Origin of the sequence: Pseudomonas sp. MH9.3 (assembly GCF_034354675.1) — a bacterium.
In the GTDB taxonomy this organism is placed as follows: domain Bacteria; phylum Pseudomonadota; class Gammaproteobacteria; order Pseudomonadales; family Pseudomonadaceae; genus Aquipseudomonas.
Genome location: NZ_CP133785.1, coordinates 4,579,549 through 4,604,242 on the forward strand (window position 1 = coordinate 4,579,549; position 24,694 = coordinate 4,604,242).

The window sequence follows — 24,694 nt, forward strand, 5'->3', positions numbered from 1 at the left end:
GAAGAGCCTTAAATGACCGACTATAAAGCCACGCTAAACCTTCCGGACACCGCCTTCCCAATGAAGGCCGGCCTGCCACAGCGCGAACCGCAGATCCTGCAGCGCTGGGACAGTATTGGCCTGTACGGTAAGTTGCGCGAAATTGGCAAGGATCGTCCGAAATTCGTCCTGCACGACGGCCCTCCTTATGCCAACGGCACGATTCACATCGGTCATGCGCTGAACAAGATTCTCAAGGACATGATCCTGCGCTCCAAGACCCTGTCGGGCTTCGATGCGCCGTATGTCCCGGGTTGGGACTGCCACGGCCTGCCGATCGAACACAAGGTCGAAGTGACCCACGGCAAGAACCTGGGCGCCGATAAAACCCGCGAGCTGTGCCGTGCCTACGCCACCGAGCAGATCGAAGGGCAGAAGTCCGAATTCATCCGCCTGGGGGTACTGGCCGAGTGGGACAACCCCTACAAGACCATGAACTTCAAGAACGAGGCCGGTGAAATCCGCGCCTTGGCCGAAATCGTCAAGGGCGGTTTCGTGTTCAAGGGCCTCAAGCCCGTGAACTGGTGCTTCGACTGCGGTTCGGCGCTGGCCGAAGCGGAAGTCGAGTACGAAGAGAAGAAGTCTTCGACCATCGACGTGGCCTTTCCGATCGCCGACGAAGCCAAACTGGCCCAGGCGTTCGGCCTGGCGAGCCTGAGCAAGCCGGCGGCCATCGTGATCTGGACCACCACCCCGTGGACCATCCCGGCCAACCAGGCGTTGAACGTTCACCCGGAGTTCACCTATGCCCTGGTGGATGTGGGTGATCGCCTGCTGGTGCTGGCCGAGGAAATGGTCGAGGCGTGCCTGGCGCGCTACGAACTGCAAGGGTCGGTGATCGCCACCGCCACCGGCTCCGCGCTGGAGCTGATCAATTTCCGCCATCCGTTCTATGACCGCCTGTCGCCGGTGTATCTGGCCGAGTATGTCGAGCTGGGTTCGGGTACTGGCGTGGTGCACTCCGCGCCGGCTTACGGCGTGGACGACTTCGTGACCTGCAAGGCTTATGGCATGGTCAACGACGAGATCCTCAACCCGGTACAGAGCAACGGCGTCTATGCGCCGTCCCTGGAGTTCTTCGGCGGCCAGTTCATCTTCAAGGCCAACGAACCGATCATCGAAAAACTGACGGAAGTCGGTGCGCTGCTGCACACTGAAACCATCAAGCACAGCTACATGCACTGCTGGCGCCACAAGACCCCGCTGATCTACCGCGCCACCGCGCAGTGGTTTATCGGCATGGATAAAGAGCCTGTCAGCGGCGACACCCTGCGCAAGCGCGCAATCAGCGCCATCGAAGACACCCAGTTTGTCCCCGCCTGGGGCCAGGCGCGTCTGCACTCGATGATCGCCAACCGTCCGGACTGGTGCATCTCCCGCCAGCGCAACTGGGGCGTGCCGATCCCGTTCTTCCTCAACAAGGAAAGCGGCGAACTGCACCCGCGCACCGTCGAACTGATGGAAGTCGTGGCCCAGCGCGTCGAACAGGAAGGCATCGAAGCCTGGTTCAAGATGGACGCTGCCGAGCTGTTGGGCGACGAAGCGCCGCTGTACGACAAGATCAGCGACACTCTCGACGTGTGGTTCGATTCCGGCACCACCCACTGGCACGTGCTGCGCGGTTCGCACCCGATGGGCCACGAGACCGGCCCGCGTGCCGACCTGTACCTGGAAGGTTCCGACCAGCACCGTGGCTGGTTCCACTCGTCATTGCTGACCGGTTGCGCCATCGACAACCACGCGCCGTACCGCGAGCTGCTGACCCACGGCTTCACCGTCGACGAGACGGGCCGCAAGATGTCCAAGTCGCTCAAAAACGTGATCGAGCCGAAAAAGATCAACGACACCCTGGGCGCCGACATCATGCGTCTGTGGGTAGCGTCGACCGACTACTCGGGCGAGATCGCTGTTTCCGAGCAGATCCTGGCGCGCAGCGCCGATGCCTACCGGCGCATCCGCAATACCGCACGGTTCATGCTGTCCAACCTGACCGGCTTCAACCCGGCCACCGACCTGCTGCCGGCCGAGGACATGCTGGCCCTGGACCGTTGGGCTGTGGACCGTACCCTGTTGCTGCAGCGCGAGTTGCAGGAACACTACGGCGAATACCGTTTCTGGAACGTCTACTCGAAGATCCACAACTTCTGCGTGCAGGAGCTGGGTGGTTTCTACCTCGACATCATCAAGGACCGCCAGTACACCACCGCCGCCAACAGCACGGCGCGCCGCTCGGCGCAGACTGCGCTGTACCACATCAGCGAAGCGCTGGTGCGCTGGATCGCGCCGATCCTGGCGTTCACCGCCGACGAACTGTGGGAATACCTGCCGGGCGAGCGTAACGAGTCCGTGATGCTCAACACCTGGTACGAAGGCCTGACCGAACTGCCGGCCGACTTCGAACTGGGCCGCGAGTACTGGGAAGGCGTGATGGCCGTCAAGGTCGCGGTGAACAAGGAGCTGGAAGTCCAGCGTGCGGCCAAGGCCGTCGGTGGCAACCTGCAAGCCGAAGTCACCCTGTTTGCCGAGGAAGGCCTGACCGCCGACCTGAGCAAGCTGAGCAACGAACTGCGCTTCGTGCTGATCACTTCCACCGCGAGCCTGGCACCGTTCGCCCAGGCCCCGGCAGACGCGGTCCCCACCGAAGTGCCGGGCCTCAAGCTCAAAGTGGTCAAGTCGGCCTTCCCCAAGTGCGCCCGTTGCTGGCACTGCCGCGAAGATGTCGGCGTGAATCCTGAGCATCCGGAAATCTGCGGTCGTTGCGTCGACAACATCACAGGCAGTGGCGAGGTACGCCACTATGCCTGAGGCAACCAGCCGTTTCGGACGCCTGGGCTGGCTCGTATTGAGCTTGCTGGTGCTGGTCATCGACCAGGTCAGCAAAGCTCATTTCGAAGGCTCCCTGGAAATGTTCCAGCAAATCGTGGTGATCCCGGATTACTTCAGCTGGACCCTGGCCTACAACACCGGCGCCGCCTTCAGCTTCCTGGCTGACAGCGGCGGTTGGCAACGCTGGCTGTTCGCCCTGATCGCCGTGGTGGTCAGTGCGGTGCTGGTAGTGTGGCTCAAGCGTCTGGGCCGTGATGACACCTGGCTGGCCGTCGCCCTGGCGCTGGTGCTGGGTGGCGCGCTGGGCAATCTGTACGACCGCATTGCCCTCGGCCATGTGATCGACTTTATCCTGGTGCATTGGCAGAACCGCCACTATTTCCCGGCGTTCAACTTTGCTGACAGCGCCATCACCGTCGGTGCCATCATGCTCGCGCTGGATATGTTCAAGAGCAAGAAGACCGGGGAGCCCGTCAATGACTGATCAACGCATCGGCCAGAACACCCAAGTTACCTTGCACTTCGCACTGCGCCTGGAAAATGGCGACACCGTCGACAGCACCTTCGACAAGGCCCCGGCGACCTTCAAGGTCGGCGACGGCAACCTGCTGCCGGGTTTTGAAGCGGCCCTGTTCGGGTTCAAGGCCGGCGACAAGCGCACCCTGCAGATCCTGCCGGAAAACGCCTTTGGCCAGCCCAACCCGCAAAACCTGCAGATCATCCCGCGTTCGCAGTTCCAGGACATGGACCTGTCGGAAGGTTTGCTGGTGATCTTCAATGATGCGGCCAATACCGAATTGCCCGGCGTGGTCAAAACCTTCGATGACGCGCAAGTGACCATCGACTTCAACCACCCGTTGGCCGGTAAAACCTTGACGTTCGACGTTGAAATCATCGACGTTAAAGCGCTGTAACTAAATGTGGGAGGGGCTTGCTCCCGATAGTGGTGGGTCAGGTATGAAAAAATTGACTGACGCACCGCCATCGGGAGCAAGCCCCTCCCACCTTTGATCTCCACAGGCAGTTCGGCCAGCGTCAACACCTGACTCAAACTGGCTGCAAGACACGAGGCACAGCATGCAAATCAAACTCGCCAACCCCCGTGGCTTCTGTGCCGGCGTGGACCGGGCGATCGAAATCGTCAACCGCGCCCTGGAAGTCTTCGGGCCACCGATTTACGTGCGTCATGAGGTCGTCCACAACAAATTCGTGGTCGAAGACCTGCGCGCACGCGGTGCCATTTTTGTCGAAGAGCTTGACCAGGTGCCGGACGACGTAATCGTCATCTTCAGCGCCCACGGGGTTTCCCAGGCCGTGCGCACCGAAGCGGCGGGGCGGGGCCTTAAAGTATTCGACGCCACCTGCCCGCTGGTCACCAAGGTGCACATCGAGGTGGCGCGCTACAGCCGCGACGGCCGTGAATGCATCCTGATCGGCCATGCCGGTCACCCGGAAGTCGAAGGCACCATGGGCCAGTATGACGCCACTAACGGCGGCTCCATTTATCTGGTGGAAGACGAAAAAGACGTCGCCAGCTTGCAGGTGCAGAATCCCGAGCGTTTGGCTTTCGTGACCCAGACAACGTTGTCCATGGACGACACCAGCCGTGTGATCGATGCCTTGCGCACGCGCTTCCCGGCCATTGGCGGCCCGCGCAAGGACGACATCTGCTACGCCACGCAGAACCGCCAGGATGCGGTCAAGCAACTGGCCGACGAATGCGATGTGGTATTGGTGGTCGGCAGCCCCAACAGCTCCAACTCCAACCGCTTGCGCGAGCTGGCTGAGCGCATGGCGACACCAGCGTATCTGATCGACGGCGCCGAAGACCTGCAGCGCAGCTGGTTCGACGGTGTCGAGCGCATCGGCATCACCGCTGGCGCCTCGGCTCCGGAAGTGCTGGTGCGCGGCGTGATCCAGCAACTGCACGCCTGGGGTGCCACCGGTGCCGACGAGTTGGCCGGTCGTGAAGAAAACATCACTTTCTCCATGCCCAAGGAGCTGCGGGTTCGCTCGCTGCTCTGATTGCCAGGGTGCCGGAGCCACTCCGGCACAACGCCTGCTCGGCCCTGTCGCTGCGCAGGCTGATGCGTCCGCTGGGCGCCAGCACCACCTGATACAGGCTCAGCGCCTGATCCGCGCCGCATACATGCACAGTGCCAGCACGAAATCCCCCGCCGGCGAAGACCGGCTCGCCCATCCCACTGAAACGCACCTGGCTTCTGACCGGGCTGTTACCTACCATCGGCACGCGTGCGCCGTCCTGGCGTACCCGCAGCACCGGATTATCGTCGTCCTTATAGCCGCGTCCGCTCATGTCCACTACCACGCGCCATCCACGGCTCCAGTCGTCGTCCACGGCGTGAATGATCACTGGCCGATTCCGTGCGATGGCCTCGGTGCGCGCGTAGCGCATGCCGCTGGCCAGGGATTGCGCGGCGTCCTGGCGGTGCCGGGACTCCAGCAAGCCCTTGAAGCTCGGCACGGCCAAATGCGCCAGGATGCCGCTCATAATTAACCCGATCAGCAGTTCGATCAGGGTAAAGCCTCGCTGTTTCATAAGTCGTCCCTCCGTGGACGCGATGGGCATTGAGGTTGCCTGTTCAGGTATAGCGCGCCAGTCCGTGCGCTGAATGATGGCCTTCATGTCCAAAGTATTTCCCTTTGTTCCGGCAGCGGCGGGGTTCGAAAAGCGCCGCTAGTCTTGGGTCGCACCGCAGGATCTTCCTGCTTGTTTTCGGCCCTCGACATGGATAACGACGGTAAATGCCTGGCTGCCCAACTCCCTTTTGCCCCAAGTGCCAAGCGGGCATGACCTTGATCGAAGTGCTGGTGGCGATGCTCATACTCGCCGTCGGCCTGCTGGGCGCGGCGGTGGTCCAGCTCAACGCGCTCAAGTACACCGACAGCGCACGCATGATCAGTCAGGCCAGCTTCATCGCCTACGACATGCTGGACCGCATGCGCGCCAATGCCGGGGCTGATTACGCATGGGCGCGCACCGGGCACGCGCCACCGGCCAGCTCGAGCGCCAGTGTGCGTGACCTCGACTTGCATGATTTCGACGCAAACATCACCGAGTTTGCCGGTGAAAGTGCCAAAGGCGCGGTCGCCATTCGCGGTAGCGATGTGACCGTCAGTCTCAGTTGGGATGACACGCGGGGCTCGAACATCCAGGGGGCACGGCAAACCTTCACCCTGACCAGCCGCATCAGCGGCGACGCGGACGTGACCCGATGAATCGCGCTGTTCGAGGTTTCAGCCTGGTGGAGATGCTGCTGGCGTTGGCAGTCGGCCTGCTGCTGACCCTGGGTGTCAGCCATGTGGCGATCAGTGCTCGAGCGTCCCAGGCCAGCCAGCAGGCGGCAATGCTGCTGCAGGATGATGCACGCTTCGTGCTCGGCAAAATGATTCAGGATATTCGGCAGGTGGGCATGTTTGGCTGCCAGGCCACGGCGTTTGTCGACAATGCGCCGGTGGCGTTTGAGCGGCCGATCAGTTGGCGTGCGACGGGAGGCTCGAAGTCGCTGACGTTGGTGACGGCCGATATGGGAGAGGGCAACGGCCTGCCGGATTGGACGGTGCTGTCCGACTGTTCCGGCCATGCGCAAGCCTTTGCCGGTGCACCGCCTTCGTTAACCCCAGGGCAGATACGTTTCGCGATACGGCAATTGACCTACACCTTCGAGTCGGGCCAGTTGAAGGTCAGCACCCCGGCGGCTCCGGCGAAAACGGTGCTGGTGGATAACGTGCAGGCGTTCGACTTGAGCTTTGGCGTGGCCGCTCGGTCCGAGTCGCGCCATGTTGTGCGTTATGAACAGAGCCCGGCGGACGAGTCGTTGATCCGTAGCGTGCGTATCCGCCTGACACTGCAGGACCCCACCGGGCGCGTGAAAAACCAGACCTACAGCGTCGTTGCGGCGCTGCGTAATCGGGTGGGATAGGGGGCGTATGTGCGCAATTGATCATCGGCAGAAGGGCATGGCGTTAATGATCAGCCTGGTATTCCTGCTGCTGTTGTCACTGGCCGGCCTGTCGTCGATGCAGGACGCTGTGTCGCAGCAGAAAAGCGCGGGCAGTGCGTGGCATCGCAATCAATCGCTGCAAAGTGCCGAAAGCGGCCTGAGATTGGGTGAGTCGAGCCTGCGTCGAGCCGCTGCCGCGTGGCCGTTGTGCGCATCGGTCATGACCTGTGGGCCACCGGGGGAGTCGGCTTCAGTGACGGGGCCTGGGACCCATCCTGTTTCGGCAGTGAAGTGGCTTGCCATGACGAACGGTTTCTATGGGGTTCAGTCGCTGGGGCCGACAACGGGGTTGCCGCATCTGCTGCCCCAGGCCGCGGCGCCGCTGTTTCGGGTCACGGCCGTGGGGATCAGTGGGCAGGTGCGTACCGTGCTGGAGGCCATGTACGCGCAGGTGGGAGAGGGGGAGGACGCGCAGTATCGGCGGGTCCTGTGGCGGCAATTGCACTAGGGAGCGTGTAAATGGGCAGGGATAGCAGGGGGTTTACCCTGATCGAGTTACTGATCGCCGTGGCGATCATCGCGTTGCTGGCCGGTATTGCCTATCCCGGCTACACCAGCCATGTAAAAAAGGCATACCGTGCAGAAATCGTCGCGTTGTTGACGCAGCAGGCGCAGCATCTCGAGCGCTTTTACAGCCGAAACGGCACCTTTATTGATGCGAGCGGCGTCAGTGATGGCAATGATCGCTATAGAATCACGGCTGCATTGGATCTCTACGCATTCAGCCTGCTCGCGACGCCTGTCGCCGATTCGGTGATGGCGGCTGATCCCTGCGGGGCATTCGGTCTCGCCAGCACGGGGGAGCGCACCAACCCGGGGGTGACCCCCGACATGTCGCGCAAGACATGCTGGGGGCAGTGATGAGCGTGCAGGAAGAATGGGCGCCGGGCGCGCCTTTCCCCTTTTATTGGCTGGATCAAATAATGGCTAAGCAACAGCAAGTGGTGATTGTCGGCGGCGGTGTAATTGGATTGCTGACGGCGTTCAACCTTGCCACTCAAGGGCTGGCAGTGGTTCTGTTGGACCGCGCCGGCCTTGGCCAGGAGTCTTCGTGGGCGGGTGGCGGGATCGTTTCGCCGCTGTACCCTTGGCGCTACAGCCCGGCAGTCACTGCACTGGCCCATTGGTCCCAGGATTTTTATCCACAGCTGGCAGCGCAATTATTTGCCGCAACCGGCGTCGATCCAGAGGTGTACACCACCGGTTTGTACTGGCTGGACCTGGATGACGAAGACGCAGCGCTGGCGTGGGCAGCCCGCGAAGGTCGACCGTTGAGCAAAGTCGATGTTTCGGCGGCGCACGATGCCGTTCCCGCATTGGGCGGCGGTTACGCCCAGGCCATCTACATGGCAAACGTGGCCAATGTGCGCAATCCGCGCCTGGTCAAATCCCTCAAGGCCGCGTTGTTGGCATTGCCGGGTGTGACCATTCAAGAGCAGTGCGAGGTCGATGGGTTCGTTCTGGACGGTGACACCGCGGTGGGTGTGAACACGCCAGCGGGTCCGATCCTGGGTGATCAGGTGGTGCTCGCGGCCGGCGCCTGGAGCGGGGAGCTACTGGCCAAACTGGGCTTGTCGCTGCCCGTTGAGCCGGTCAAGGGTCAGATGATTCTGTACAGCTGTGCGCCTGACTTTTTATCGAGCATGGTGTTGGCCAAGGGGCGTTATGCGATTCCCCGACGCGACGGTCACATTCTGATCGGCAGCACCCTGGAGCACTCAGGGTTCGACAAGACGCCAACCCGGTTCGCGCTGGACAGTCTCAAGGCGTCGGCCGTGGAGTTGATACCCGGGTTGGCGGATGCCGAAGTGGTTGGCCATTGGGCTGGTTTGCGCCCGGGCTCGCCGGAGGGCATTCCGTATATCGGCGAGGTGCCCGGCTTCAAGGGGCTGTGGCTCAACTGCGGGCATTACCGCAATGGCCTGGTGCTTGCCCCGGCATCCTGTCAGTTGTTCGCGGACTTGCTGCTTGAGCAGGTGCCGATCATCGACCCTGCGCCCTATGCGCCGGCAGGTCGGCTCAACGCTGGATAGATTTCGGCCCCTGCTCCAGGTGCGCCTGGGTGCAATACCAGTCCTGGTGCGAACTGATGGCGCGATCCTGCGGCAAATGCACGCCACAGTGGGCGCAGCGCACCATCAGCGCCGCGCCGGGTTCGCCGGGGCGTTGCTGCCGAGCTGCCGGGCTTTTGAACGTGCGCCATAACCATACCGCGGCAGCAATGACGGCAATCCAGAACAGTAGACGAACCATGATGGGCAGTTTCTCGACAGGGAATGCGGCAGTTTAGCCAAGGACGCGACGGGCGCACAGTGCATAAATACGCGCCCATGAAAAAGGGAGCTCCCGAGAGCTCCCTTTTGCGTTGCGTTGGACAGGTCAGTCGAACACGCCGAAGGTCATGTAGCTGAACCACGAGCGGTCCTGGTTATTGCCCAGGGCCTGTGGCTCCTGCTCCTCGATCACGTCACCGTTTTCGTCATGGGGCTTGAGCTCGGAAGGAATGGCATCCTTGGCGTCCTGGTACTGCTTGATCACGTCCTGGTTGGCGCGGGTTTCACCCGGCGGCAGCGGTGGACGGGAGTCGATCAGGCCCAGGGTGTACTTGCTCAGCCACGAACGATTGTCGGCTTCAGCCACCTGAGGCACGAACTGACCGTCTTTCAGGCTTGGGTGATCAGGGTAGTTGAGCTTCAGGGTTTCCAGGCTGGTGTTGGCCAGCTCGTCCAGGTGCAGACGCTGGTAGGCCTCGGTCATTACCGCCAGGCCGTCACCCACCGAAGGGGTCTCCTGGAAGTTTTCCACTACATAGCGACCACGGTTGGCCGCCGCTACATAAGCCTGACGGGTCAGGTAGTAGTGGGCGACGTGGATCTCGTAGGACGCCAGCAGGTTGCGCAGGTAAATCATGCGCTGCTTGGCGTCCGGCGCGTAGCGGCTGTTGGGGTAGCGGCTGGTCAGCTGGGCGAACTCGTTGTAGGAGTCGCGGGCAGCGCCCGGGTCACGCTTGGTCATGTCCAGCGGCAGGAAGCGCGCCAGCAGGCCTACGTCCTGATCGAACGAGGTCAGGCCCTTGAGGTAGTAGGCATAGTCTACGTTCGGGTGCTGTGGGTGCAGGCGGATGAACCGCTCTGCAGCGGACTTGGCAGCTTCCGGCTCGGCGTTCTTGTAGTTCGCGTAGATGAGCTCGAGCTGCGCCTGGTCGGCGTAGCGCCCGAACGGATAACGCGACTCCAGGGCCTTCAGCTTGGCTGTGGCACTGGTGTAGCTATTATTGTCCAGGTCTTTCTGAGCTTGCTGGTACAGCTCGACTTCGCTCAGGTTTTCGTCGACGACGTCCTTTGTTGACGAGCAAGCAGCAGTCATGGCGAGGATGGCGATCAGCAGCAGGTGTTTCACTTGCATGGCGGCTTGCGTCCCTATGACGGCCGCTGTCTTGGGCGGGGCCGTCCTGTTATGATGAGCGCCCCGTTGAAAGCCTCGGGGCAAAAGACGCCGTATTTAACCACAAGCGCGCAGCCGAAACCAAAGGCTGTGCCACGCCTAGTCTGAGCATGTCCGATAAAATTGAACTTCGCGCAGAGGTGCCGTCCGAATTGGGCGGCCAACGCCTCGATCAAGTCGCCGCACAATTATTCGCTGAGCACTCGCGCTCGCGCCTTTCCGCCTGGATCAAAGACGGCCGCCTGACTGTGGATGGAGCGGTTATCCGCCCGCGAGACATAGTCCATGGCGGTGCGATTCTTGAGCTGACTGCCGAGCAGGAAGCCCAGGGAGAATGGGTCGCCCAGGACATTGAGCTGGATATCGTCTATGAAGATGACGACATCCTGGTCATCAACAAACCCGCAGGCCTGGTGGTTCATCCGGCCGCCGGGCACGCTGATGGCACCTTGCTCAATGCCTTGCTGCACCACGTGCCGGACATCGTCAACGTTCCGCGCTGCGGCATCGTGCACCGCCTGGACAAGGACACCACCGGCCTGATGGTGGTGGCCAAGACCATCCAGGCGCAGACGCAGCTTGTTACTCAATTGCAGAGCCGTAGCGTCAGCCGGATCTACGAATGCATTGTGATCGGTGTGGTGGTGGCGGGCGGCAAGATCAACGCGCCCATCGGTCGCCACGGCCAGCAGCGCCAGCGCATGGCGGTCATGGAAGGCGGCAAGCAGGCCGTCAGCCACTACCGCGTGCTGGAGCGTTTCCGCTCCCACACCCATGTGCGGGTGAAGCTGGAAACCGGGCGTACCCACCAGATTCGCGTGCATATGGCCCATATCAACTTCCCGTTGGTCGGTGATCCGGCCTACGGCGGTCGCTTCCGCATCCCTCCTGCGGCGAGCCAGACCATGGTTGAATCGCTGAAAACTTTCCCGCGCCAGGCACTGCATGCCCGCTTCCTGGAGCTGGATCATCCGACGAGCGGTAAGCGGATGAGCTGGGAATCGCCGCTTCCAGACGATCTGGTCTGGTTGTTGTCGTTGCTCAAGCAGGATCGCGAGGCGTTTGTCGGATGAGTGACTGGCTGATTCCTGACTGGCCTGCGCCGTCTCAGGTTAAAGCCTGCGTTACCACCCGGGCGGGCGGCGTCAGTCTGGCGCCGTTCGACAGCCTCAATCTGGGCGATCATGTCGACGACGTTCTAGAGGCCGTGCTGGAAAATCGGCGGCGCCTTACCGATGCCTTCGCTATCGAGCCGGCCTGGTTACGCCAGGTCCATGGGGTTAGCGTGGTCGAGGCAGACCCTGGTCGCATTGCCGAAGCCGATGGCAGTTGGACCAGCACGCCGGGTATCGCCTGCACGGCCATGACCGCCGACTGCTTGCCGGCGTTGTTGTGCAATCGCGCCGGCACCCGTGTCGCGGCGGCCCACGCCGGTTGGCGTGGCTTGGCGGCTGGCGTGTTGGAGGCGGCGGTCGAAAGCCTGGCCACCGAGCCGGCCGACGTATTGGTCTGGCTCGGTCCGGCAATCGGCCCGCAAGCCTTTGAAGTGGGGCCGGAGGTGCGCGAAGCGTTCATGCACCAACTGCCGATCACCGAACGAGCCTTTGTACCCAGTCGCAATCCCGGCAAGTTCATGGCCGACATCTACGAACTGGCCCGCCTGCGCCTTGCTGCTCGGGGCGTAACAGCGGTCTACGGCGGCGGTTTTTGCACCGTGACCGACCCGCGTTTCTTCTCCTACCGTCGCAGCCCTCGCACCGGCCGATTTGCCTCCCTTATCTGGCTTGAACGCTAGACTCTCCTGATCCACGTCACGTGTCGCCCGCTTGAATCTTCCAGAATCCACCCCATCTATAAGGGTATCTGGCAGGTTTCTTCATTCAGGATGTGTTTACAGCTCCGGCCTGCTCAAAAGGAAGGTGACTAATGCGTATTGATCGTTTAACCAGCAAATTACAGTTGGCTTTATCGGACTCCCAATCTCTGGCGGTCGGCCTCGACCATCCGGCGATTGAGCCTGCTCATCTGATGCAGGCACTCCTGGAACAACAAGGTGGTTCTATCAAGCCCTTGTTGATGCAGGTGGGCTTTGACGTCAACAGCCTGCGCAAGGAGCTGAGCAAAGAGCTCGACCAACTGCCAAAAATCCAGAACCCCACTGGTGACGTGAATATGTCCCAGGACCTGGCACGCCTGCTCAACCAGGCCGATCGCCTGGCCCAGCAGAAAGGCGACCAGTTCATCTCCAGCGAACTGGTGCTGCTCGCCGCCATGGACGAGAACAGCAAGCTCGGCAAGTTGTTGCTGGGGCAGGGCGTGAGCAAGAAGGCCCTGGAAAATGCCATCAACAACCTGCGTGGCGGCGATGCGGTCAACGACCCCAATCATGAGGAGTCGCGTCAGGCACTGGACAAATACACTGTCGACCTGACCAAGCGCGCCGAAGAGGGCAAGCTCGACCCGGTGATCGGCCGTGATGACGAGATCCGTCGCACCATTCAGGTCTTGCAACGCCGCACCAAGAACAACCCGGTGCTGATCGGCGAGCCTGGCGTGGGTAAAACCGCGATTGCCGAAGGCCTGGCCCAGCGCATCATCAATGGCGAAGTGCCGGACGGCCTCAAGGGCAAGCGCCTGCTGTCGCTGGACATGGGCTCGCTGATCGCCGGCGCCAAGTTCCGTGGCGAGTTCGAAGAGCGCCTGAAATCCCTGCTCAACGAACTGTCGAAGCAGGAAGGGCAGATCATTCTGTTTATCGACGAACTGCACACCATGGTCGGCGCCGGCAAAGGCGAGGGCTCCATGGACGCCGGCAACATGCTCAAGCCGGCGTTGGCGCGCGGCGAGTTGCACTGCGTCGGGGCAACCACGCTCAACGAATACCGCCAGTACATTGAAAAGGACGCGGCCCTTGAGCGGCGTTTCCAGAAAGTGCTGGTGGAGGAGCCGAGCGAAGAGGACACCATCGCAATCCTGCGTGGCCTTAAAGAGCGTTACGAGGTGCACCACAAGGTGGCGATCACCGACGGCGCGATCATTGCGGCGGCCAAGTTGAGCCATCGCTATATCACCGACCGGCAGTTGCCGGACAAGGCCATCGACCTGATCGATGAAGCGGCCAGCCGCATTCGCATGGAGATCGACTCCAAGCCGGAAGTACTCGACCGTCTGGACCGGCGCCTGATTCAACTGAAAGTCGAATCCCAGGCCCTGAAGAAAGAAGAAGACGACGCTGCGAAGAAACGCCTGGAAAAACTCCAGGAAGAAATCCAGCGCCTGGAGCGCGAGTATTCAGACCTCGAAGAAATCTGGACCTCGGAAAAAGCCGAAGTGCAGGGCTCTGCGCAGATCCAGCAAAAGATCGAGCAGTCACGCCAGGAACTGGAAGCTGCGCGCCGCAAAGGCGACCTGAACCGCATGGCCGAGTTGCAGTACGGGGTGATCCCGGACCTGGAGCGCAGCCTGCAGATGGTCGACCAGCACGGCAAGTCCGAGAACCAGTTGCTGCGCAGCAAGGTGACCGAGGAAGAAATCGCTGAAGTCGTCTCGAAGTGGACCGGTATCCCGGTATCGAAAATGCTCGAAGGCGAGCGCGACAAGTTGCTGAAGATGGAGCACCTGTTGCACCAGCGCGTCATCGGTCAGGACGAGGCGGTGGTGGCGGTCTCCAACGCGGTACGGCGTTCGCGCGCCGGGTTGTCCGATCCGAACCGTCCGAGCGGCTCATTCATGTTCCTGGGCCCGACCGGTGTGGGCAAGACCGAGCTGTGCAAGGCGCTGGCGGAGTTCCTGTTCGATACCGAAGAGGCCATGGTGCGTATCGACATGTCCGAGTTCATGGAGAAACATTCGGTGGCGCGCCTGATCGGCGCACCGCCAGGCTATGTCGGCTATGAAGAGGGCGGTTACCTGACCGAAGCCGTGCGGCGCAAGCCTTACTCGGTGATCCTGCTGGATGAGGTCGAGAAGGCGCATCCGGATGTGTTCAACATCCTGCTGCAAGTGCTCGAAGACGGTCGCCTGACCGACAGTCATGGGCGTACCGTGGACTTTCGCAACACGGTGATCGTGATGACCTCCAACCTGGGCTCGGCGCAGATCCAGGAATTGGTGGGTGATCGCGAAGCCCAGCGTGCGGCGGTCATGGATGCGTTGACCACACACTTCCGTCCGGAATTTATCAACCGGGTCGATGAGGTGGTGATCTTCGAGCCATTGGCGCGGGATCAGATCGCAGGTATTACCGAGATCCAACTGGGGCGCCTGCGTGGACGTCTGGCCGAGCGAGAACTGTCGCTGGAGCTGAGCCGAGAGGCGTTGGACAAGCTGATCGCGGTCGGTTACGACCCCGTGTATGGCGCGCGGCCGCTCAAACGCGCCATCCAGCGCTGGATCGAGAACCCGCTGGCGCAGTTGATCCTGTCGGGCAGCTTCATGCCGGGCACCAGCGTCGAGGCGACGGTGGAGAACGACGAAATCGTTTTCCATTAAGCCCGGTCTGTACGCAAATAAAGAGAGGCCCCGCATTGCGGGGCCTTTTTTTTCGATAGGGCGTTGAACTGTAAGGCAAAGGCTTGTAAAGTGCGCCCCGCAGCAATGTCAGCCCACGGGTTTCTTCCCCCCAGGAAGAAATCAGAAAGAAGCGCAAATCCTTGTCTTGAAAGCAATTTAAAGGGTTGACAGAGGTTTTTAAGATTGTAGAATAGCGCGCCTCAGAGGCACTAACGTAGCGATACGGACGGGGCTGAAGAGGAAGTTACACCGCAGTAAAATTTGAAATATTCAGTTCCGTGATAGCTCAGTCGGTAGAGCAAATGACTGTTAATCATTGGGTCCCAGGTTCGAGTCCTGGTCACGGAGCCAATTTCAAACCGGGGTATAGCGCAGTCCGGTAGCGCGCCTGCTTTGGGAGCAGGATGTCGGGAGTTCGAATCCCCCTACCCCGACCATATTTGGGTCGTTAGCTCAGTTGGTAGAGCAGTTGGCTTTTAACCAATTGGTCGTAGGTTCGAATCCCACACGACCCACCATTTTTGAGACCAGTTCACGCTGGAATCAAATCTTAAGATCAGAGGCCAAAAGCGCTGATCGAAGAAGGCGACTGAAAAGTCGCCTTTTTTTTACCGGGGTATAGCGCAGTCCGGTAGCGCGCCTGCTTTGGGAGCAGGATGTCAGGAGTTCGAATCCCCTTACCCCGACCATATTCAGAAAAAAGGCGCCTCCATGAGGCGCCTTTTTTTTGCTCTGAATCTGGCAGTTGGGAATTGATGCTGCCAGGGTTTTCTATTCAGGCATCAAGCCGTTCAACTCCCCATACGTGAAACCCTTCAGTGCCTGCGTATCCAGCCTGCCGCGTTCCTGAAATGAGCGCGCGAGTCCTTCCATTGCTCCGTATAGAAATTCCGCGATGCTTGAGCCTGCACTCAAGCGCCTGACGCCCAGACGCGCCAGCTCATCCGGCGCGGGCAGGGCGTCACGCGCCAAAAGATTCACGGGCAGCCTCGATTCTTTGCACAGGATCCCTATCTCGGCCGGGTCGAGCATCCCGACGGCGAACAAGCCATTGGCGCCCGCTTCTGCATAAAGCGCAGCACGCCTGATGATCTCTTCGAGCTTTCGATCATTGGGCAAAAGGTTTTTCAGGTAAACATCGCTGCGCGCATTCACAAACAAGTTAACGCCGCGTTTTTCGGCTACCTCCCTGGCGACATTTATTTTGCGCACCAGTTGCTCGGGCGGCCCAACGCCATCTTCAATATTGATCCCCACCGCACCTGCCGCCACAACGGCATCGATGACGTGTGCAACGTGTTGCAGGTCGTCGGAGTATCCGCCTTCGATGTCCACGGTCAGCGGCACACGCAGCACCCGCGTCATGGACTCAACGTTGGCGGCCAACAGTGCCAGAGGGAGCTGATTGCCGTCTGCGTAGCCATTCGACCATGCCATACCGGCACTGGTGGTGGCGATTGCTGCGGCGCCCAGTGACTCCACAATCCGTGCGCCACCTGCGTCGCTTACGTTGGCCAGAATCAGTAGGCCCTGGTTGTGCAAATCATGAAAAACAGTGTCCAGTGACGTCATGTTATGTACCTCCGTGCGCTTTACGGGTCATTGGCGTTGGCGGCGCGGGTGGACGCGGGCGCTGTCCTTACGTCCGCCGCACCTGTGAGGATCAAGCCTTTATCACCTCGGCAGACCAGCCCAGCACGCGCTTGGCTTTCTCGTTGCTGACGGTTGGATTGTCCTCGGTAATGTTGAAAATACCCCCTTCCTCTGTCTGCAAGGCCAGCAAGGCGGCGCGCGCTGCGGCGTTTACATGCACGGGACTTGCACCGCTGGGCTCATCCGTGCCGGTGCCGGGCCCGTACAGTTGGCCATAACGCAGAACCGTGCCATGCAGTGTGGGTTCGCTCAGTACCTGATGTTCCAATGCTGCCACGCCTCCCACACTTATGCGGCGGGCACCCTCGGCCTCTACGTCCAGGGGATGGGTTTCCAGATAGGGCGTTTCGCCTGGGTAGTAGGCCCAGGCAATGCTTTGGGCGACCAGGCGACTGGCACCCGCGGCCTTTGCCGCAGCCACCAGATTGTGCGTCCCTTCGGTGCGGATGCGTGCGTTGTTTTCCACGGCCTTGGCCATCAGCTCGGGACTCAGCCCGCGTGGCAGATCCGTAAGTTGATGCACGACCCCCCAGGGCTGTATGCCAATCAACGCTTCTTCCAGGCGTTTCGCGTCGTAAACGTCAACGACCACCGCCGTTGCACCTGCCGCTTCGATGTCCTTCACCTTCTCGCTGTGACGCGTGGTGCCGTACACCTCGAACTGCGCCTCGACCAACAACTTGATCAAGGCGGTACCGATGACACCGGATGCGCCTGCGACCAGAACTTTACGCGACATTGCAATTACCTCTTTGAGCATTCATCGGGAACGAAGCAGGCCTGCGGCCAACACTTCAGAGACAACCATCCTAGCTGCTGTGAGTTATTCTCCTAGGGGCAAAAAACGTAAAACAGCCCATGACAAGAGTTGTCAGTCCCGAGGCTGCGGGCGCCCAGCCTTGTTTCAAATTCGATTTCTTGTCGTGTTCCAGTTGTCGAATCTTGTCCCTTAAACGGCCAGGTAGATCGGCCTACAGTCGCCGCATCGAAGACACCCTGGCGTCTGAATCGGACGACCAGTCAAGAATGAGAAGCTGACATGCCCGTATACCCCTCCTGGAAATTCGCGCTGATCCTTGCCCGTGTCGCATTAGCCAGTGCATTCCTTTCTGCGGTTGCCGATCGATTCGGCTTTTGGGGCGCGATGGGTCAGCCCGGCGTGTCGTGGGGCAGCATGCAAGGCTTCTATCTGCACGTGGCCAAGTTGGTGCCATGGGCACCAGACATGGCCGTGCCCGCGCTGGCCTGGTTCGTCGACATTCTGGAAGCAGTGCTCGGCATTCTTCTGTTGGCAGGCATTCAACTGCGTCGCACCGCATGGGTCAGCGGTGTCCTGTTGCTGGTGTTCGCCATCAGCATGGTGCTGTTCCAAAGCCTGAAGTTGGCCCTGAACTTCAGTGTGCTGACCTGCAGTGCCTGCTCCTTCCTCCTCTATCTGGCCTACGCCGCACCGCGCGACGTCGAGCCTGTGGCTGTGCCCCCGAAAGACGTTTGAGCTATTTCACTTCACACGAGAGATCCAAGGATGAACCCGATTACCCAGCAGCAGGCATGGGACACATTGTTCGCAGATCCGGAACTTGGTGCAGGAAACTTCCTGTCCAAGTCGGTAGCAGCCTACGGTCGGCTTGAAGCTGATTTTCTGTTCCTGGAGAAGGCGTTCGTGGGGCCCAGTGGTGAGTCGCACGAGGCATTCTCTCTGGACAGCCTGCACCACCAGGTGAAGCAATTGGCAGGCTGGTACCTGGGCTGCGGGGTGAGTGCAGGGCGTCACGTGTGTCTGTATCTGGGAGATGGCATCCCGTCTTTTCTGCACTTTCTGGCGTTGGGCACGTTGGGTTGCGTTCCCGTGTTGATCAACGGGCATCTGCGCGCCGACATCGCCACGCTGTACGCACAACGTAATCGGTTCGATATATTTGTGTGCGATCAGGAGACCCGCTCGCGCTGGAATCTGACCACAGAACTCGAAGGTCTGACGGTGCTGGATGCCCACTTTCGCGAAGGCTCGCCAGTCGCCTGTCTGCCGGTTCCCGAACAAGGCTGGCCGGTCACGAGAAAAGCTGAAGACATCATCATGGTGTGCCACAGCTCGGGAACCACCGGGATTCCCAAAGCCGTGCTGTTCGGCCATGAACAATTCTTCAATGGCAAGCGCGAGCGCCTGCGCAGCTTCGTGGAAGGCCCCGACGACAAACTGGCCACCGCCATGCCGCCCACTCATGCCGCCGGTATCAGTTACCTGATGACGGCCGTGATGCTGCAGTTGCCAACCCTGTCGCTCAATACTCAAACGGGTTCGGTGCTCGCTCACATGCTGGCGAGCTTTCAGCCCACGATCGTGACAGCGTTTTCGCAGAGTTATGCCTCGCTTGCCGAACTGAATTTGCCTGATGGCTACCTGGGCAGTATTCAACGTTTCTACAACACCGGTGATACCGCACACGAGGCGCATATTCGAGCGTTGTTGCGTCTGGCGCCCGAGGCTCGATTCACTGACATGTTCGGCGCCTCGGAGCTTGGGATGTCGCAGTTTTTCAAGGTGTCTCGTGAGGGCAGCGTCGCGAGCAAGCGTACCGTCGGACATGCCGCCAGCTATGCCCGCTGCGACATTCTTTCAGCGCAGGGCGAATTGTTGCCGGATGGCACCGCGGGCTATTTCGGCGTGCGCTCCCCCACGGTTACACCGGGCTACTACGGTCAACCGCATCTCACGGCGCTGACCGAACTGAACGATTACTGGCTGACAGGCGACGTGGGCTTGCGCATGGCCAATGGCGAATTCGTTCACCTTGACCGCATCGTTGACACCGTGCCGAGCAACCTTGGCGTTTCTGTCTACACCCTGTTGCTCGAAGAGCATTTGCTGGCGTTGCCAGGCGTGTTCGACGTCAGTGTCGTGGGCGTGTCCCGCGGACCTACCCGTGAAGAAGCCGTGCTGATACTGGTTCGTGGGCAGGACGCGGGTGTGGATGCCGATGAGGTGCTGCAGCATGCCATGACCTGCTACCCCTTCCAGGGACGAGGCGAGCTGCCAGGCTACACCCTCTGTGCTGGCATTCTGGCAAACACTTATGCGCTGCCGGCCGGCTCGACCGGAAAGATCCTCAAGCGCCAGATACGTGAGCACTTCTGGAACTGGCAGCGCGACTTTGACGAGGGCGACCGTTCAGTGCTGAGCGACCTGGTCTGGAACCAGTTTCTGCGTGAGCCGCCGTTGGCGACGACGCCGGTCAGCCTGCTGGAATATCTGCAGCCATGAGCACCGTATCGAGTCAGGACAGTGCTGTGTCAGAGGCCGCGTTTGCACAGCGGATCGACCGAGGCGACAAAATCGAGTCCCAGGACTGGATGCCCGAAGGCTACCGGCGCACGTTGCTGCGCCAGATCTCGCAGCATGCCCACTCGGAATACGTGGGCATGTTGCCCGAAGGTTTCTGGCTGACACGTGCGCCCAGCCTGCACCGTAAATGCGTGCTGTTGGCCAAGGTTCAGGACGAGGCCGGTCACGCCCAATATCTTTACAGCGCGCTGGAAAGCCTGGGTGTCGATCGCGACGAGGCGTATCAGGAGCTTCTGGCCGGGCGCGCGAAGTACCTGAACATATTCAATTATCCCGCGCTCACCTGGGCAGACGTTGGCATGATCGGCTGGTTGACCGACGGCGCTGCCATCGTCAATCAGGTCCCGCTGTCTCGCAGCTCGTATGGTCCCTACGCCCGGGCCATGGTGCGCATCTGCCAGGAAGAGAGTTTTCACCATCGCCAGGGTTTTGATTTGGTCCGCAAGCTGGTGGAAGGCACGCCCGAGCAACGGCTGATGGCGCAGCAGGCACTGGATCGCTGGTGGTGGCCGACGCTGATGGTGTTCGGTCCGCCGGATGCGGATTCACCCCATTCCCGGCAATCGATGAAATGGGGCATCAAGCTGTACTCCAACGACACCCTGCGTCAGAAATTCATCGACCAGACGGTCCCGCAGATTCACCACCTGGGCTTGAGCGTGCCCGACCCTGATCTGCACCTGAACCCGCACACGGGCCACTATGAAAGCGGCCCTATCGACTGGTCTGAATTCCGGCGCGTGATTGCGGGTAACGGGCAGTGCAACCGGCATCGCCTCAACAGCCGTCAGCGCTCCTGGGATCAGGGCGCCTGGGTTCGCGAGGCCGCTGCCTGCCATGCCGCCAAACAGGCAGCCCAATCTGCGAACGGGGGTGATGAGCATGCCGAATGAACTGAACACCTGGGAAGTTTTCGTGCGTAGCCAGAACGGTATTGCCCACCGTCATATCGGCAGCGTCCAGGCCAGTGATTCGCAGATGGCCCTGCAGTACGCGCGCGACGTGTACACCCGGCGGGATGCGTTTGTCAGCCTGTGGGTCGTGGCCTCCGAACACGTGATCAGCAGCGCCGGTCAAGACCAGGCTGCCTGGTTCGAAACCGCTCACGACAAGGATTATCGCCAGGCGACCTATTACCCGGTTCCCGACGGAGTGCAGCATCTATGAACCTGTCGGCCTCCTGCGACACCTCGTTGTCGGACTACCTGCTGCGCCTGGGCGACAACGCCCTGATCCTGTCTCAGCAGCTGTGTGGCTGGTGCGGGCACGCACCGACGCTGGAAGAGGACGTCGCACTGAGCAACATCGCGCTCGATCTGCTGGGGCAAGCCAGGCTGTGGCTGGAGTACGCCGGCGCCAGCATGGTTCCCGTTCGCGATGAGGATGACCTGGCCTACCACCGCGACGCCCATCAATTCACACATGTGCTGTTGGTGGAGCAACCCAACGGTAACTTCGCGGACACCCAGGTTCGGCAGTTTCTTTTCGATAGCTGGCATTGCCTGCTTCTGACCGAATTGTCCCGCTCCACGGAGCCGCGCATAAGCGCCATAGCAATCAAGGCGCGCAAGGAAGCCACCTACCATCTTCAGCACAGCAGCCAGTGGATAGTGCGCCTGGGCGATGGTACCGAGCGCAGTCATCGATACGCTCAGCGTGCGCTGGAACAGTGCGTTGACTACGTCGGCGAACTGTTTGCAATGGACGCGGTTGATCACGAGATGGTGCGTCTTGGCATAGGTGCCGACCTGGCCGCACTGCGACCACAGTGGCAGGCCTACGTGGAGCAGGTTCTGGCAGCAGGCAATCTGGTCTACCCGGCGAGTGCGCTCAGCGTTCAAGGTGGCAGACACGGCCAGCACAGCGAATTGCTGGTGGGGCTGCTGATGGAAATGCAGCACCTGGCACGCAGTTATCCGGGGGCTCAATGGTGAACCCTCATCAGGACGCCACGCAGGAGCAGGGCACGTCGGGAATCTGGGCACTGTTAGCTGAGATTCCAGACCCGGAAATGCCCTACATATCCATCGTTGACCTGGGCATTGTCCGCGAAGTGCGCTGGCAACCCGATGCCTTGAACGTGGTGCTGACACCCACCTACAGCGGCTGTCCGGCGCGCCGTGAAATTGAGCAAAGCGTGCGTGATGCGCTGCACCGAAACGGTATTCAGACGCTGTGCATCGAGACTCGCCTGCACCCGGCATGGACCACCGAGTGGGTCACCGCGCTGGGCAGAGAAAAGATGCGCGCTGCGGGTATCGCGCCGCCCCTGGCAGTGCTCGCAGAGTGGCAAACCTTGACGTTCTGGCCCTCGTCCAGTGACGCGCCCCGACCGCAGTGCCCCCACTGCGGCGCGGCGCAGACACGGCTGCAAAACCCGTGTTCAGGCAGCCGCTGCAAAGCGCTCTACCACTGCGATGCCTGCCGTAATCCGTTCGAGTATTTCAAGAGCTTTTGACTTTCAAGGGAATGACCATGTCGCAGTTCTTTGCTCTGACGCTCGCCCACGTACGCCGTGATACCCCGGACAGCATGGTGCTCACGCTCAATGTTCCCCACGAGCACCGGGCGCGTTTCGCCCATCGGGCGGGGCAGCACCTGACACTGCGCGCCTGGGTGGATGGGCAGGAGCTGCGCCGCTCCTATTCGCTGTGCAATGTGCAGGGTGATGGGTCCCCACAGTTGGCCATCAAGCGCATCGCCGACGGGCAGTTTTCCCAGTGGGCGCATCGGCATCTGCAGGCGGGCGCGGTGATCGAAGCAATGCCACCGACCGGAAGCTTCGGGCTTGAAAGTCCGTGCGGCGCCCCACGTCATCACGTCGCCTTTGCGGCCGGATCAGGCATTACGCCGATTCTGTCCATTCTGGAAACGGCGCTGCGCGATGAGCCAACCAGTCGCTTTACCCTGGTCTATGGCAATCGCGATCTGGCCTCCGTGCAATTTCGCGAGCGCTTGTGCCAGCTCAAGAACACTTACTTGACCAGGCTTTCCATTTTTCACTTTTTCAGCAATGAACCGCAGGACGTCGAACTGTTCAGTGGTCGCCTGGATGAGCGCCGTTGCGGGTCACTGCTCACCAGTTGCGTGCAAGTGTCCACCATCGACCACGTCTATCTATGTGGTCCGGCCGCCATGATGAAAGGCGTCAGCTCGGCCTTGCTGGCCAAAGGGTTTCCGGCCGGACGAATCCGCCAGGAGCGTTTCGGCACCGATCCCGCCGTGCGGCCGCCTTCGAGTGTGACTGTCTCGGCGTCCGGGGTCCAACTGACCGTTCGCATTGACGGTGCCACGCGACGATTGCGGCTGGCGTCGGGTGCCAGCTCCTTGCTCGACAGCATGCTCGCTGCCGGACTGGCGCCGCCTTACAGCTGCAAGGCCGGCGTCTGTGGAACCTGCCGCTGCAAGGTGCTGGAAGGCGAGGTGCAGATGCAATCGCCGCATGCGCTGGGACCTTCGGAAGTCGCTCAGGGCTACGTGCTGGCCTGCATGAGCAGCGTGCAATCCCCGACACTTGAGCTGGCATTCGATTAAGTGACTTTTATCCGCACTCAGGAAGACCGCTCAATGAACTCCGACACATCGATGTCTCGCGGCGTATTGGCCTTGTATTGCCTGGCGACAGGTTTCTCCGTGGCCGCCGTGGTGTATCACCAGTCAATGACTTTTCTGATTGCGGCGTCTTTCGGCCTGCCAGTCGACGCACTGTGGAGCCTTTCGCTGGCGACTCAGTTGGGCTACGGCGCGGGTCTTGTTTTGTGTCTGCCTCTGGGTGATGTGCATCCACCGCGCGTATTGATTCCTGGCGCACTCCTGTTGCTCGGCGTGACATTGCTGCTGCTGTCGGTGGCCCCGACGCTGACGGTGGTGATTGTTCTGTGTGCAGTGGCGGGCGTGCTTTCAGTCGGGGGTCAGCTGTTGATTGCGCATTGCGCCAGGACCTGTCTGCCCACCGAGCGGGCAGCTGTGATCGGCAGTCTGCTGTCTTCCCTCTTTGCCGGATTGCTGCTGGCTCGGGTGTTGGCAGGTTGGGGTGGGGAGGTGGTTGGCTGGCGTGGCATGTATCTGGTGGTGGGCATGCTTACGATGACACTCGGGCTTTTGATCCGTGCGCACCTGCGCATCGTGCCGCCAAGTGAGCCCATCGGCTATGGCGTGATACTGATCCGGCAATATCGACTGTGGATGGCCCATGCCCCGCTGCGCCGACTCGCACTGATCGCGGCCTGCTTCTTTGCGGCGTCCAACGGTATTTGGGCCAACCTGGGTTCGCTCACCCACACCACGCTTCAATGGAGCACCGCGCAGACAGGCTTGCTCGCCTTCACATCACTGGCGGCATTGCGCTCTCCCATGCTGGCCGACTACCTGCAACGCAAGATGCGATGGCAGGCCGTGGTCATGCTGCTGGGCACAGGTCTCATGCTCGTCTCGCTGGCCGGGGCCTTGATGGGCGCGCATGTCGTGATGATCGTCGTATTCCTGGTGGTTGCCGATATTGCCGTTCGGTCGGTGCAGGCCCTGACCCAATCGCGGGTATTGGCGATCAATCCAGCTGCCGCCTCCCGTCTCAACAGCCTTTACATGACCGTGTTTTTTCTCGGGGCGGCCGTTGGCTCATGGCTTGGCGGCGTGGCTGTGCACCACCTTGGCTGGCTGGGCATGTACCTGTTTCCGCTGTTCTGCACGCTGGCAGGTCTTGGGCTTCTGGTGTTCAGCGGGCATGACGAGTCAGACCCCACACTGTCGCCGGTGCTGCCCCAGCAGCCTCGTCCCTGAGATTTTCGATGTGCACATGCACCCAACAAGTTGCTTCCAGCCCCAACCCTGTAGTCCGATTTTTCAAGGAGAT

The 24,694-nt window shown here is 60.9% G+C and carries 25 protein-coding genes and 4 tRNA genes; 24 read left to right on the forward strand and 5 right to left on the reverse strand.

Annotated elements, in window-relative coordinates; genetic code table 11:
* Positions 1-12 precede the first annotated feature (12 nt).
* The 4 genes from ileS (at position 13) to ispH (ending at position 4,890) form a co-directional block, all read left to right on the forward strand.
* On the forward strand, positions 13-2,844 hold the full coding sequence (gene ileS / locus RHM60_RS20265; RefSeq protein WP_322212606.1) for an isoleucine--tRNA ligase: 2,832 nt from the start codon (positions 13-15) through the stop codon (positions 2,842-2,844).
* Positions 2,837-3,349, forward strand: a complete 513-nt coding sequence (gene lspA, locus RHM60_RS20270) for a signal peptidase II (RefSeq protein WP_322212608.1) — start codon at positions 2,837-2,839, stop codon at positions 3,347-3,349. Before ileS ends, lspA begins: the two co-directional genes overlap by 8 nt.
* Complete coding sequence (fkpB, locus tag RHM60_RS20275; protein ID WP_322212610.1) at positions 3,342-3,779, forward strand: FKBP-type peptidyl-prolyl cis-trans isomerase; 438 nt, start codon at positions 3,342-3,344, stop codon at positions 3,777-3,779. The genes lspA and fkpB overlap by 8 nt, the downstream gene beginning before the upstream one ends.
* Positions 3,780-3,942: 163 nt before the next feature.
* Positions 3,943-4,890 (forward strand): 4-hydroxy-3-methylbut-2-enyl diphosphate reductase, encoded by a 948-nt coding sequence (gene ispH, locus RHM60_RS20280; protein ID WP_209988424.1) that lies wholly within the window; start codon positions 3,943-3,945, stop codon positions 4,888-4,890.
* On the opposite strand, the gene RHM60_RS20285 is transcribed toward ispH, so the two are convergent.
* Complete coding sequence (locus RHM60_RS20285) at positions 4,844-5,425, reverse strand: GspH/FimT family pseudopilin (RefSeq protein WP_322212611.1); 582 nt, start codon at positions 5,423-5,425, stop codon at positions 4,844-4,846. The two genes, ispH and RHM60_RS20285, sit on opposite strands and share 47 nt — an antisense overlap.
* A gap of 206 nt (positions 5,426-5,631) precedes the next feature.
* Here RHM60_RS20285 and pilV point away from each other — a divergent pair, with 206 nt between their 5' ends.
* The 5 genes from pilV (at position 5,632) to thiO (ending at position 8,923) form a co-directional block, all read left to right on the forward strand.
* Positions 5,632-6,105, forward strand: a complete 474-nt coding sequence (gene pilV / locus RHM60_RS20290; RefSeq protein WP_322212613.1) for a type IV pilus modification protein PilV — start codon at positions 5,632-5,634, stop codon at positions 6,103-6,105.
* Positions 6,102-6,809 carry a PilW family protein gene (locus tag RHM60_RS20295; RefSeq protein WP_322212614.1) on the forward strand — a complete coding sequence of 236 codons (708 nt, stop codon included), beginning with the start codon at positions 6,102-6,104 and terminating at the stop codon, positions 6,807-6,809. The genes pilV and RHM60_RS20295 overlap by 4 nt, the downstream gene beginning before the upstream one ends.
* A 7-nt stretch (positions 6,810-6,816) precedes the next feature.
* Entirely contained in the window at positions 6,817-7,338 is a 522-nt protein-coding gene (locus RHM60_RS20300) for a pilus assembly PilX family protein (RefSeq protein ID WP_322212616.1), read from the forward strand.
* 11 nt (positions 7,339-7,349) lie between these two features.
* Positions 7,350-7,751 carry a type IV pilin protein gene (locus tag RHM60_RS20305; RefSeq protein ID WP_322212617.1) on the forward strand — a complete coding sequence of 134 codons (402 nt, stop codon included), beginning with the start codon at positions 7,350-7,352 and terminating at the stop codon, positions 7,749-7,751.
* Positions 7,752-7,813: 62 nt separating this feature from the next.
* A complete protein-coding gene (gene thiO / locus RHM60_RS20310) occupies positions 7,814-8,923 on the forward strand; it encodes a glycine oxidase ThiO (protein WP_322212619.1) in 1,110 nt (369 codons plus the stop codon).
* Here the strand turns inward: thiO and RHM60_RS20315 are convergent.
* Both RHM60_RS20315 and RHM60_RS20320 read right to left on the reverse strand, forming a co-directional pair.
* The gene (locus RHM60_RS20315) at positions 8,910-9,143 is read right to left on the reverse strand and encodes a PP0621 family protein (protein ID WP_231422484.1); all 234 of its coding nucleotides are present in this window, start codon (positions 9,141-9,143) and stop codon (positions 8,910-8,912) included. The genes thiO and RHM60_RS20315 overlap by 14 nt on opposite strands.
* 126 nt (positions 9,144-9,269) lie before the next feature.
* Complete coding sequence (locus tag RHM60_RS20320) at positions 9,270-10,295, reverse strand: outer membrane protein assembly factor BamD (protein WP_004372374.1); 1,026 nt, start codon at positions 10,293-10,295, stop codon at positions 9,270-9,272.
* Between the two features lie 149 nt (positions 10,296-10,444).
* Here RHM60_RS20320 and rluD point away from each other — a divergent pair, with 149 nt between their 5' ends.
* The 7 genes from rluD (at position 10,445) to RHM60_RS20355 (ending at position 15,535) form a co-directional block, all read left to right on the forward strand.
* Positions 10,445-11,407, forward strand: coding sequence for a 23S rRNA pseudouridine(1911/1915/1917) synthase RluD (rluD, locus tag RHM60_RS20325; RefSeq protein WP_015371141.1), 963 nt, complete (start codon positions 10,445-10,447; stop codon positions 11,405-11,407).
* The gene (gene pgeF, locus RHM60_RS20330; protein ID WP_322212620.1) at positions 11,404-12,129 is read left to right on the forward strand and encodes a peptidoglycan editing factor PgeF; all 726 of its coding nucleotides are present in this window, start codon (positions 11,404-11,406) and stop codon (positions 12,127-12,129) included. Before rluD ends, pgeF begins: the two co-directional genes overlap by 4 nt.
* Positions 12,130-12,260: 131 nt before the next feature.
* On the forward strand, positions 12,261-14,825 hold the full coding sequence (gene clpB, locus RHM60_RS20335; protein WP_057006965.1) for an ATP-dependent chaperone ClpB: 2,565 nt from the start codon (positions 12,261-12,263) through the stop codon (positions 14,823-14,825).
* Between the two features lie 296 nt (positions 14,826-15,121).
* Positions 15,122-15,197, forward strand: a tRNA-Asn gene (locus RHM60_RS20340).
* Between the two features lie 9 nt (positions 15,198-15,206).
* A tRNA-Pro gene (locus RHM60_RS20345) sits at positions 15,207-15,283 on the forward strand.
* Positions 15,284-15,288: 5 nt separating this feature from the next.
* Positions 15,289-15,364, forward strand: a tRNA-Lys gene (locus RHM60_RS20350).
* Between the two features lie 94 nt (positions 15,365-15,458).
* Positions 15,459-15,535, forward strand: a tRNA-Pro gene (locus RHM60_RS20355).
* Positions 15,536-15,617: 82 nt separating this feature from the next.
* Here the strand turns inward: RHM60_RS20355 and RHM60_RS20360 are convergent.
* Together RHM60_RS20360 and RHM60_RS20365 are read right to left on the reverse strand one after the other, a co-directional pair.
* Complete coding sequence (locus tag RHM60_RS20360) at positions 15,618-16,418, reverse strand: isocitrate lyase/phosphoenolpyruvate mutase family protein (protein WP_322212621.1); 801 nt, start codon at positions 16,416-16,418, stop codon at positions 15,618-15,620.
* 91 nt (positions 16,419-16,509) lie between these two features.
* Positions 16,510-17,238: an NAD(P)-dependent oxidoreductase gene (locus RHM60_RS20365; protein ID WP_322212622.1), complete on the reverse strand. Its 729-nt coding sequence runs from the start codon at positions 17,236-17,238 to the stop codon at positions 16,510-16,512.
* Between the two features lie 300 nt (positions 17,239-17,538).
* Here RHM60_RS20365 and RHM60_RS20370 point away from each other — a divergent pair, with 300 nt between their 5' ends.
* Genes RHM60_RS20370 through RHM60_RS20405 form a run of 8 tightly spaced genes read left to right on the forward strand, consistent with a single transcriptional unit; the run spans position 17,539 to position 24,621 of the window.
* A complete protein-coding gene (locus RHM60_RS20370; protein WP_057006962.1) occupies positions 17,539-17,994 on the forward strand; it encodes a hypothetical protein in 456 nt (151 codons plus the stop codon).
* 30 nt (positions 17,995-18,024) lie between these two features.
* Positions 18,025-19,761 carry a class I adenylate-forming enzyme family protein gene (locus tag RHM60_RS20375; RefSeq protein WP_057006961.1) on the forward strand — a complete coding sequence of 579 codons (1,737 nt, stop codon included), beginning with the start codon at positions 18,025-18,027 and terminating at the stop codon, positions 19,759-19,761.
* Positions 19,758-20,735, forward strand: a complete 978-nt coding sequence (paaA, locus tag RHM60_RS20380) for a 1,2-phenylacetyl-CoA epoxidase subunit PaaA (RefSeq protein ID WP_231422488.1) — start codon at positions 19,758-19,760, stop codon at positions 20,733-20,735. The genes RHM60_RS20375 and paaA overlap by 4 nt, the downstream gene beginning before the upstream one ends.
* The gene (gene paaB, locus RHM60_RS20385) at positions 20,725-21,009 is read left to right on the forward strand and encodes a 1,2-phenylacetyl-CoA epoxidase subunit PaaB (RefSeq protein WP_231422489.1); all 285 of its coding nucleotides are present in this window, start codon (positions 20,725-20,727) and stop codon (positions 21,007-21,009) included. Before paaA ends, paaB begins: the two co-directional genes overlap by 11 nt.
* Complete coding sequence (gene paaC / locus RHM60_RS20390) at positions 21,006-21,776, forward strand: 1,2-phenylacetyl-CoA epoxidase subunit PaaC (protein ID WP_057006959.1); 771 nt, start codon at positions 21,006-21,008, stop codon at positions 21,774-21,776. The genes paaB and paaC overlap by 4 nt, the downstream gene beginning before the upstream one ends.
* Positions 21,770-22,300 (forward strand): 1,2-phenylacetyl-CoA epoxidase subunit PaaD, encoded by a 531-nt coding sequence (gene paaD, locus RHM60_RS20395; RefSeq protein ID WP_057006958.1) that lies wholly within the window; start codon positions 21,770-21,772, stop codon positions 22,298-22,300. The genes paaC and paaD overlap by 7 nt, the downstream gene beginning before the upstream one ends.
* Positions 22,301-22,317: 17 nt before the next feature.
* Positions 22,318-23,376: a 2Fe-2S iron-sulfur cluster-binding protein gene (locus RHM60_RS20400; RefSeq protein ID WP_069665390.1), complete on the forward strand. Its 1,059-nt coding sequence runs from the start codon at positions 22,318-22,320 to the stop codon at positions 23,374-23,376.
* A 33-nt stretch (positions 23,377-23,409) separates the two neighbouring features.
* Complete coding sequence (locus RHM60_RS20405) at positions 23,410-24,621, forward strand: MFS transporter (RefSeq protein ID WP_231422492.1); 1,212 nt, start codon at positions 23,410-23,412, stop codon at positions 24,619-24,621.
* Positions 24,622-24,694 lie beyond the last annotated feature (73 nt).

What these genes read in the sequence shown, in the direction of transcription:
- ileS (WP_322212606.1), top strand. Translation starts at nt 13, where the DNA reads ATGACCGACTATAAAGCCACGCTAAACCTTCCGGACACCGCCTTCCCA.
- lspA (WP_322212608.1), top strand. Translation starts at nt 2,837, where the DNA reads ATGCCTGAGGCAACCAGCCGTTTCGGACGCCTGGGCTGGCTCGTATTG.
- fkpB (WP_322212610.1), top strand. Translation starts at nt 3,342, where the DNA reads ATGACTGATCAACGCATCGGCCAGAACACCCAAGTTACCTTGCACTTC.
- ispH (WP_209988424.1), top strand. Translation starts at nt 3,943, where the DNA reads ATGCAAATCAAACTCGCCAACCCCCGTGGCTTCTGTGCCGGCGTGGAC.
- RHM60_RS20285 (WP_322212611.1), bottom strand. Translation starts at nt 5,425, where the DNA reads ATGAAACAGCGAGGCTTTACCCTGATCGAACTGCTGATCGGGTTAATT.
- pilV (WP_322212613.1), top strand. Translation starts at nt 5,632, where the DNA reads ATGCCTGGCTGCCCAACTCCCTTTTGCCCCAAGTGCCAAGCGGGCATG.
- RHM60_RS20295 (WP_322212614.1), top strand. Translation starts at nt 6,102, where the DNA reads ATGAATCGCGCTGTTCGAGGTTTCAGCCTGGTGGAGATGCTGCTGGCG.
- RHM60_RS20300 (WP_322212616.1), top strand. Translation starts at nt 6,817, where the DNA reads ATGTGCGCAATTGATCATCGGCAGAAGGGCATGGCGTTAATGATCAGC.
- RHM60_RS20305 (WP_322212617.1), top strand. Translation starts at nt 7,350, where the DNA reads ATGGGCAGGGATAGCAGGGGGTTTACCCTGATCGAGTTACTGATCGCC.
- thiO (WP_322212619.1), top strand. Translation starts at nt 7,814, where the DNA reads ATGGCTAAGCAACAGCAAGTGGTGATTGTCGGCGGCGGTGTAATTGGA.
- RHM60_RS20315 (WP_231422484.1), bottom strand. Translation starts at nt 9,143, where the DNA reads ATGGTTCGTCTACTGTTCTGGATTGCCGTCATTGCTGCCGCGGTATGG.
- RHM60_RS20320 (WP_004372374.1), bottom strand. Translation starts at nt 10,295, where the DNA reads ATGCAAGTGAAACACCTGCTGCTGATCGCCATCCTCGCCATGACTGCT.
- rluD (WP_015371141.1), top strand. Translation starts at nt 10,445, where the DNA reads ATGTCCGATAAAATTGAACTTCGCGCAGAGGTGCCGTCCGAATTGGGC.
- pgeF (WP_322212620.1), top strand. Translation starts at nt 11,404, where the DNA reads ATGAGTGACTGGCTGATTCCTGACTGGCCTGCGCCGTCTCAGGTTAAA.
- clpB (WP_057006965.1), top strand. Translation starts at nt 12,261, where the DNA reads ATGCGTATTGATCGTTTAACCAGCAAATTACAGTTGGCTTTATCGGAC.
- RHM60_RS20360 (WP_322212621.1), bottom strand. Translation starts at nt 16,418, where the DNA reads ATGACGTCACTGGACACTGTTTTTCATGATTTGCACAACCAGGGCCTA.
- RHM60_RS20365 (WP_322212622.1), bottom strand. Translation starts at nt 17,238, where the DNA reads ATGTCGCGTAAAGTTCTGGTCGCAGGCGCATCCGGTGTCATCGGTACC.
- RHM60_RS20370 (WP_057006962.1), top strand. Translation starts at nt 17,539, where the DNA reads ATGCCCGTATACCCCTCCTGGAAATTCGCGCTGATCCTTGCCCGTGTC.
- RHM60_RS20375 (WP_057006961.1), top strand. Translation starts at nt 18,025, where the DNA reads ATGAACCCGATTACCCAGCAGCAGGCATGGGACACATTGTTCGCAGAT.
- paaA (WP_231422488.1), top strand. Translation starts at nt 19,758, where the DNA reads ATGAGCACCGTATCGAGTCAGGACAGTGCTGTGTCAGAGGCCGCGTTT.
- paaB (WP_231422489.1), top strand. Translation starts at nt 20,725, where the DNA reads ATGCCGAATGAACTGAACACCTGGGAAGTTTTCGTGCGTAGCCAGAAC.
- paaC (WP_057006959.1), top strand. Translation starts at nt 21,006, where the DNA reads ATGAACCTGTCGGCCTCCTGCGACACCTCGTTGTCGGACTACCTGCTG.
- paaD (WP_057006958.1), top strand. Translation starts at nt 21,770, where the DNA reads ATGGTGAACCCTCATCAGGACGCCACGCAGGAGCAGGGCACGTCGGGA.
- RHM60_RS20400 (WP_069665390.1), top strand. Translation starts at nt 22,318, where the DNA reads ATGTCGCAGTTCTTTGCTCTGACGCTCGCCCACGTACGCCGTGATACC.
- RHM60_RS20405 (WP_231422492.1), top strand. Translation starts at nt 23,410, where the DNA reads ATGAACTCCGACACATCGATGTCTCGCGGCGTATTGGCCTTGTATTGC.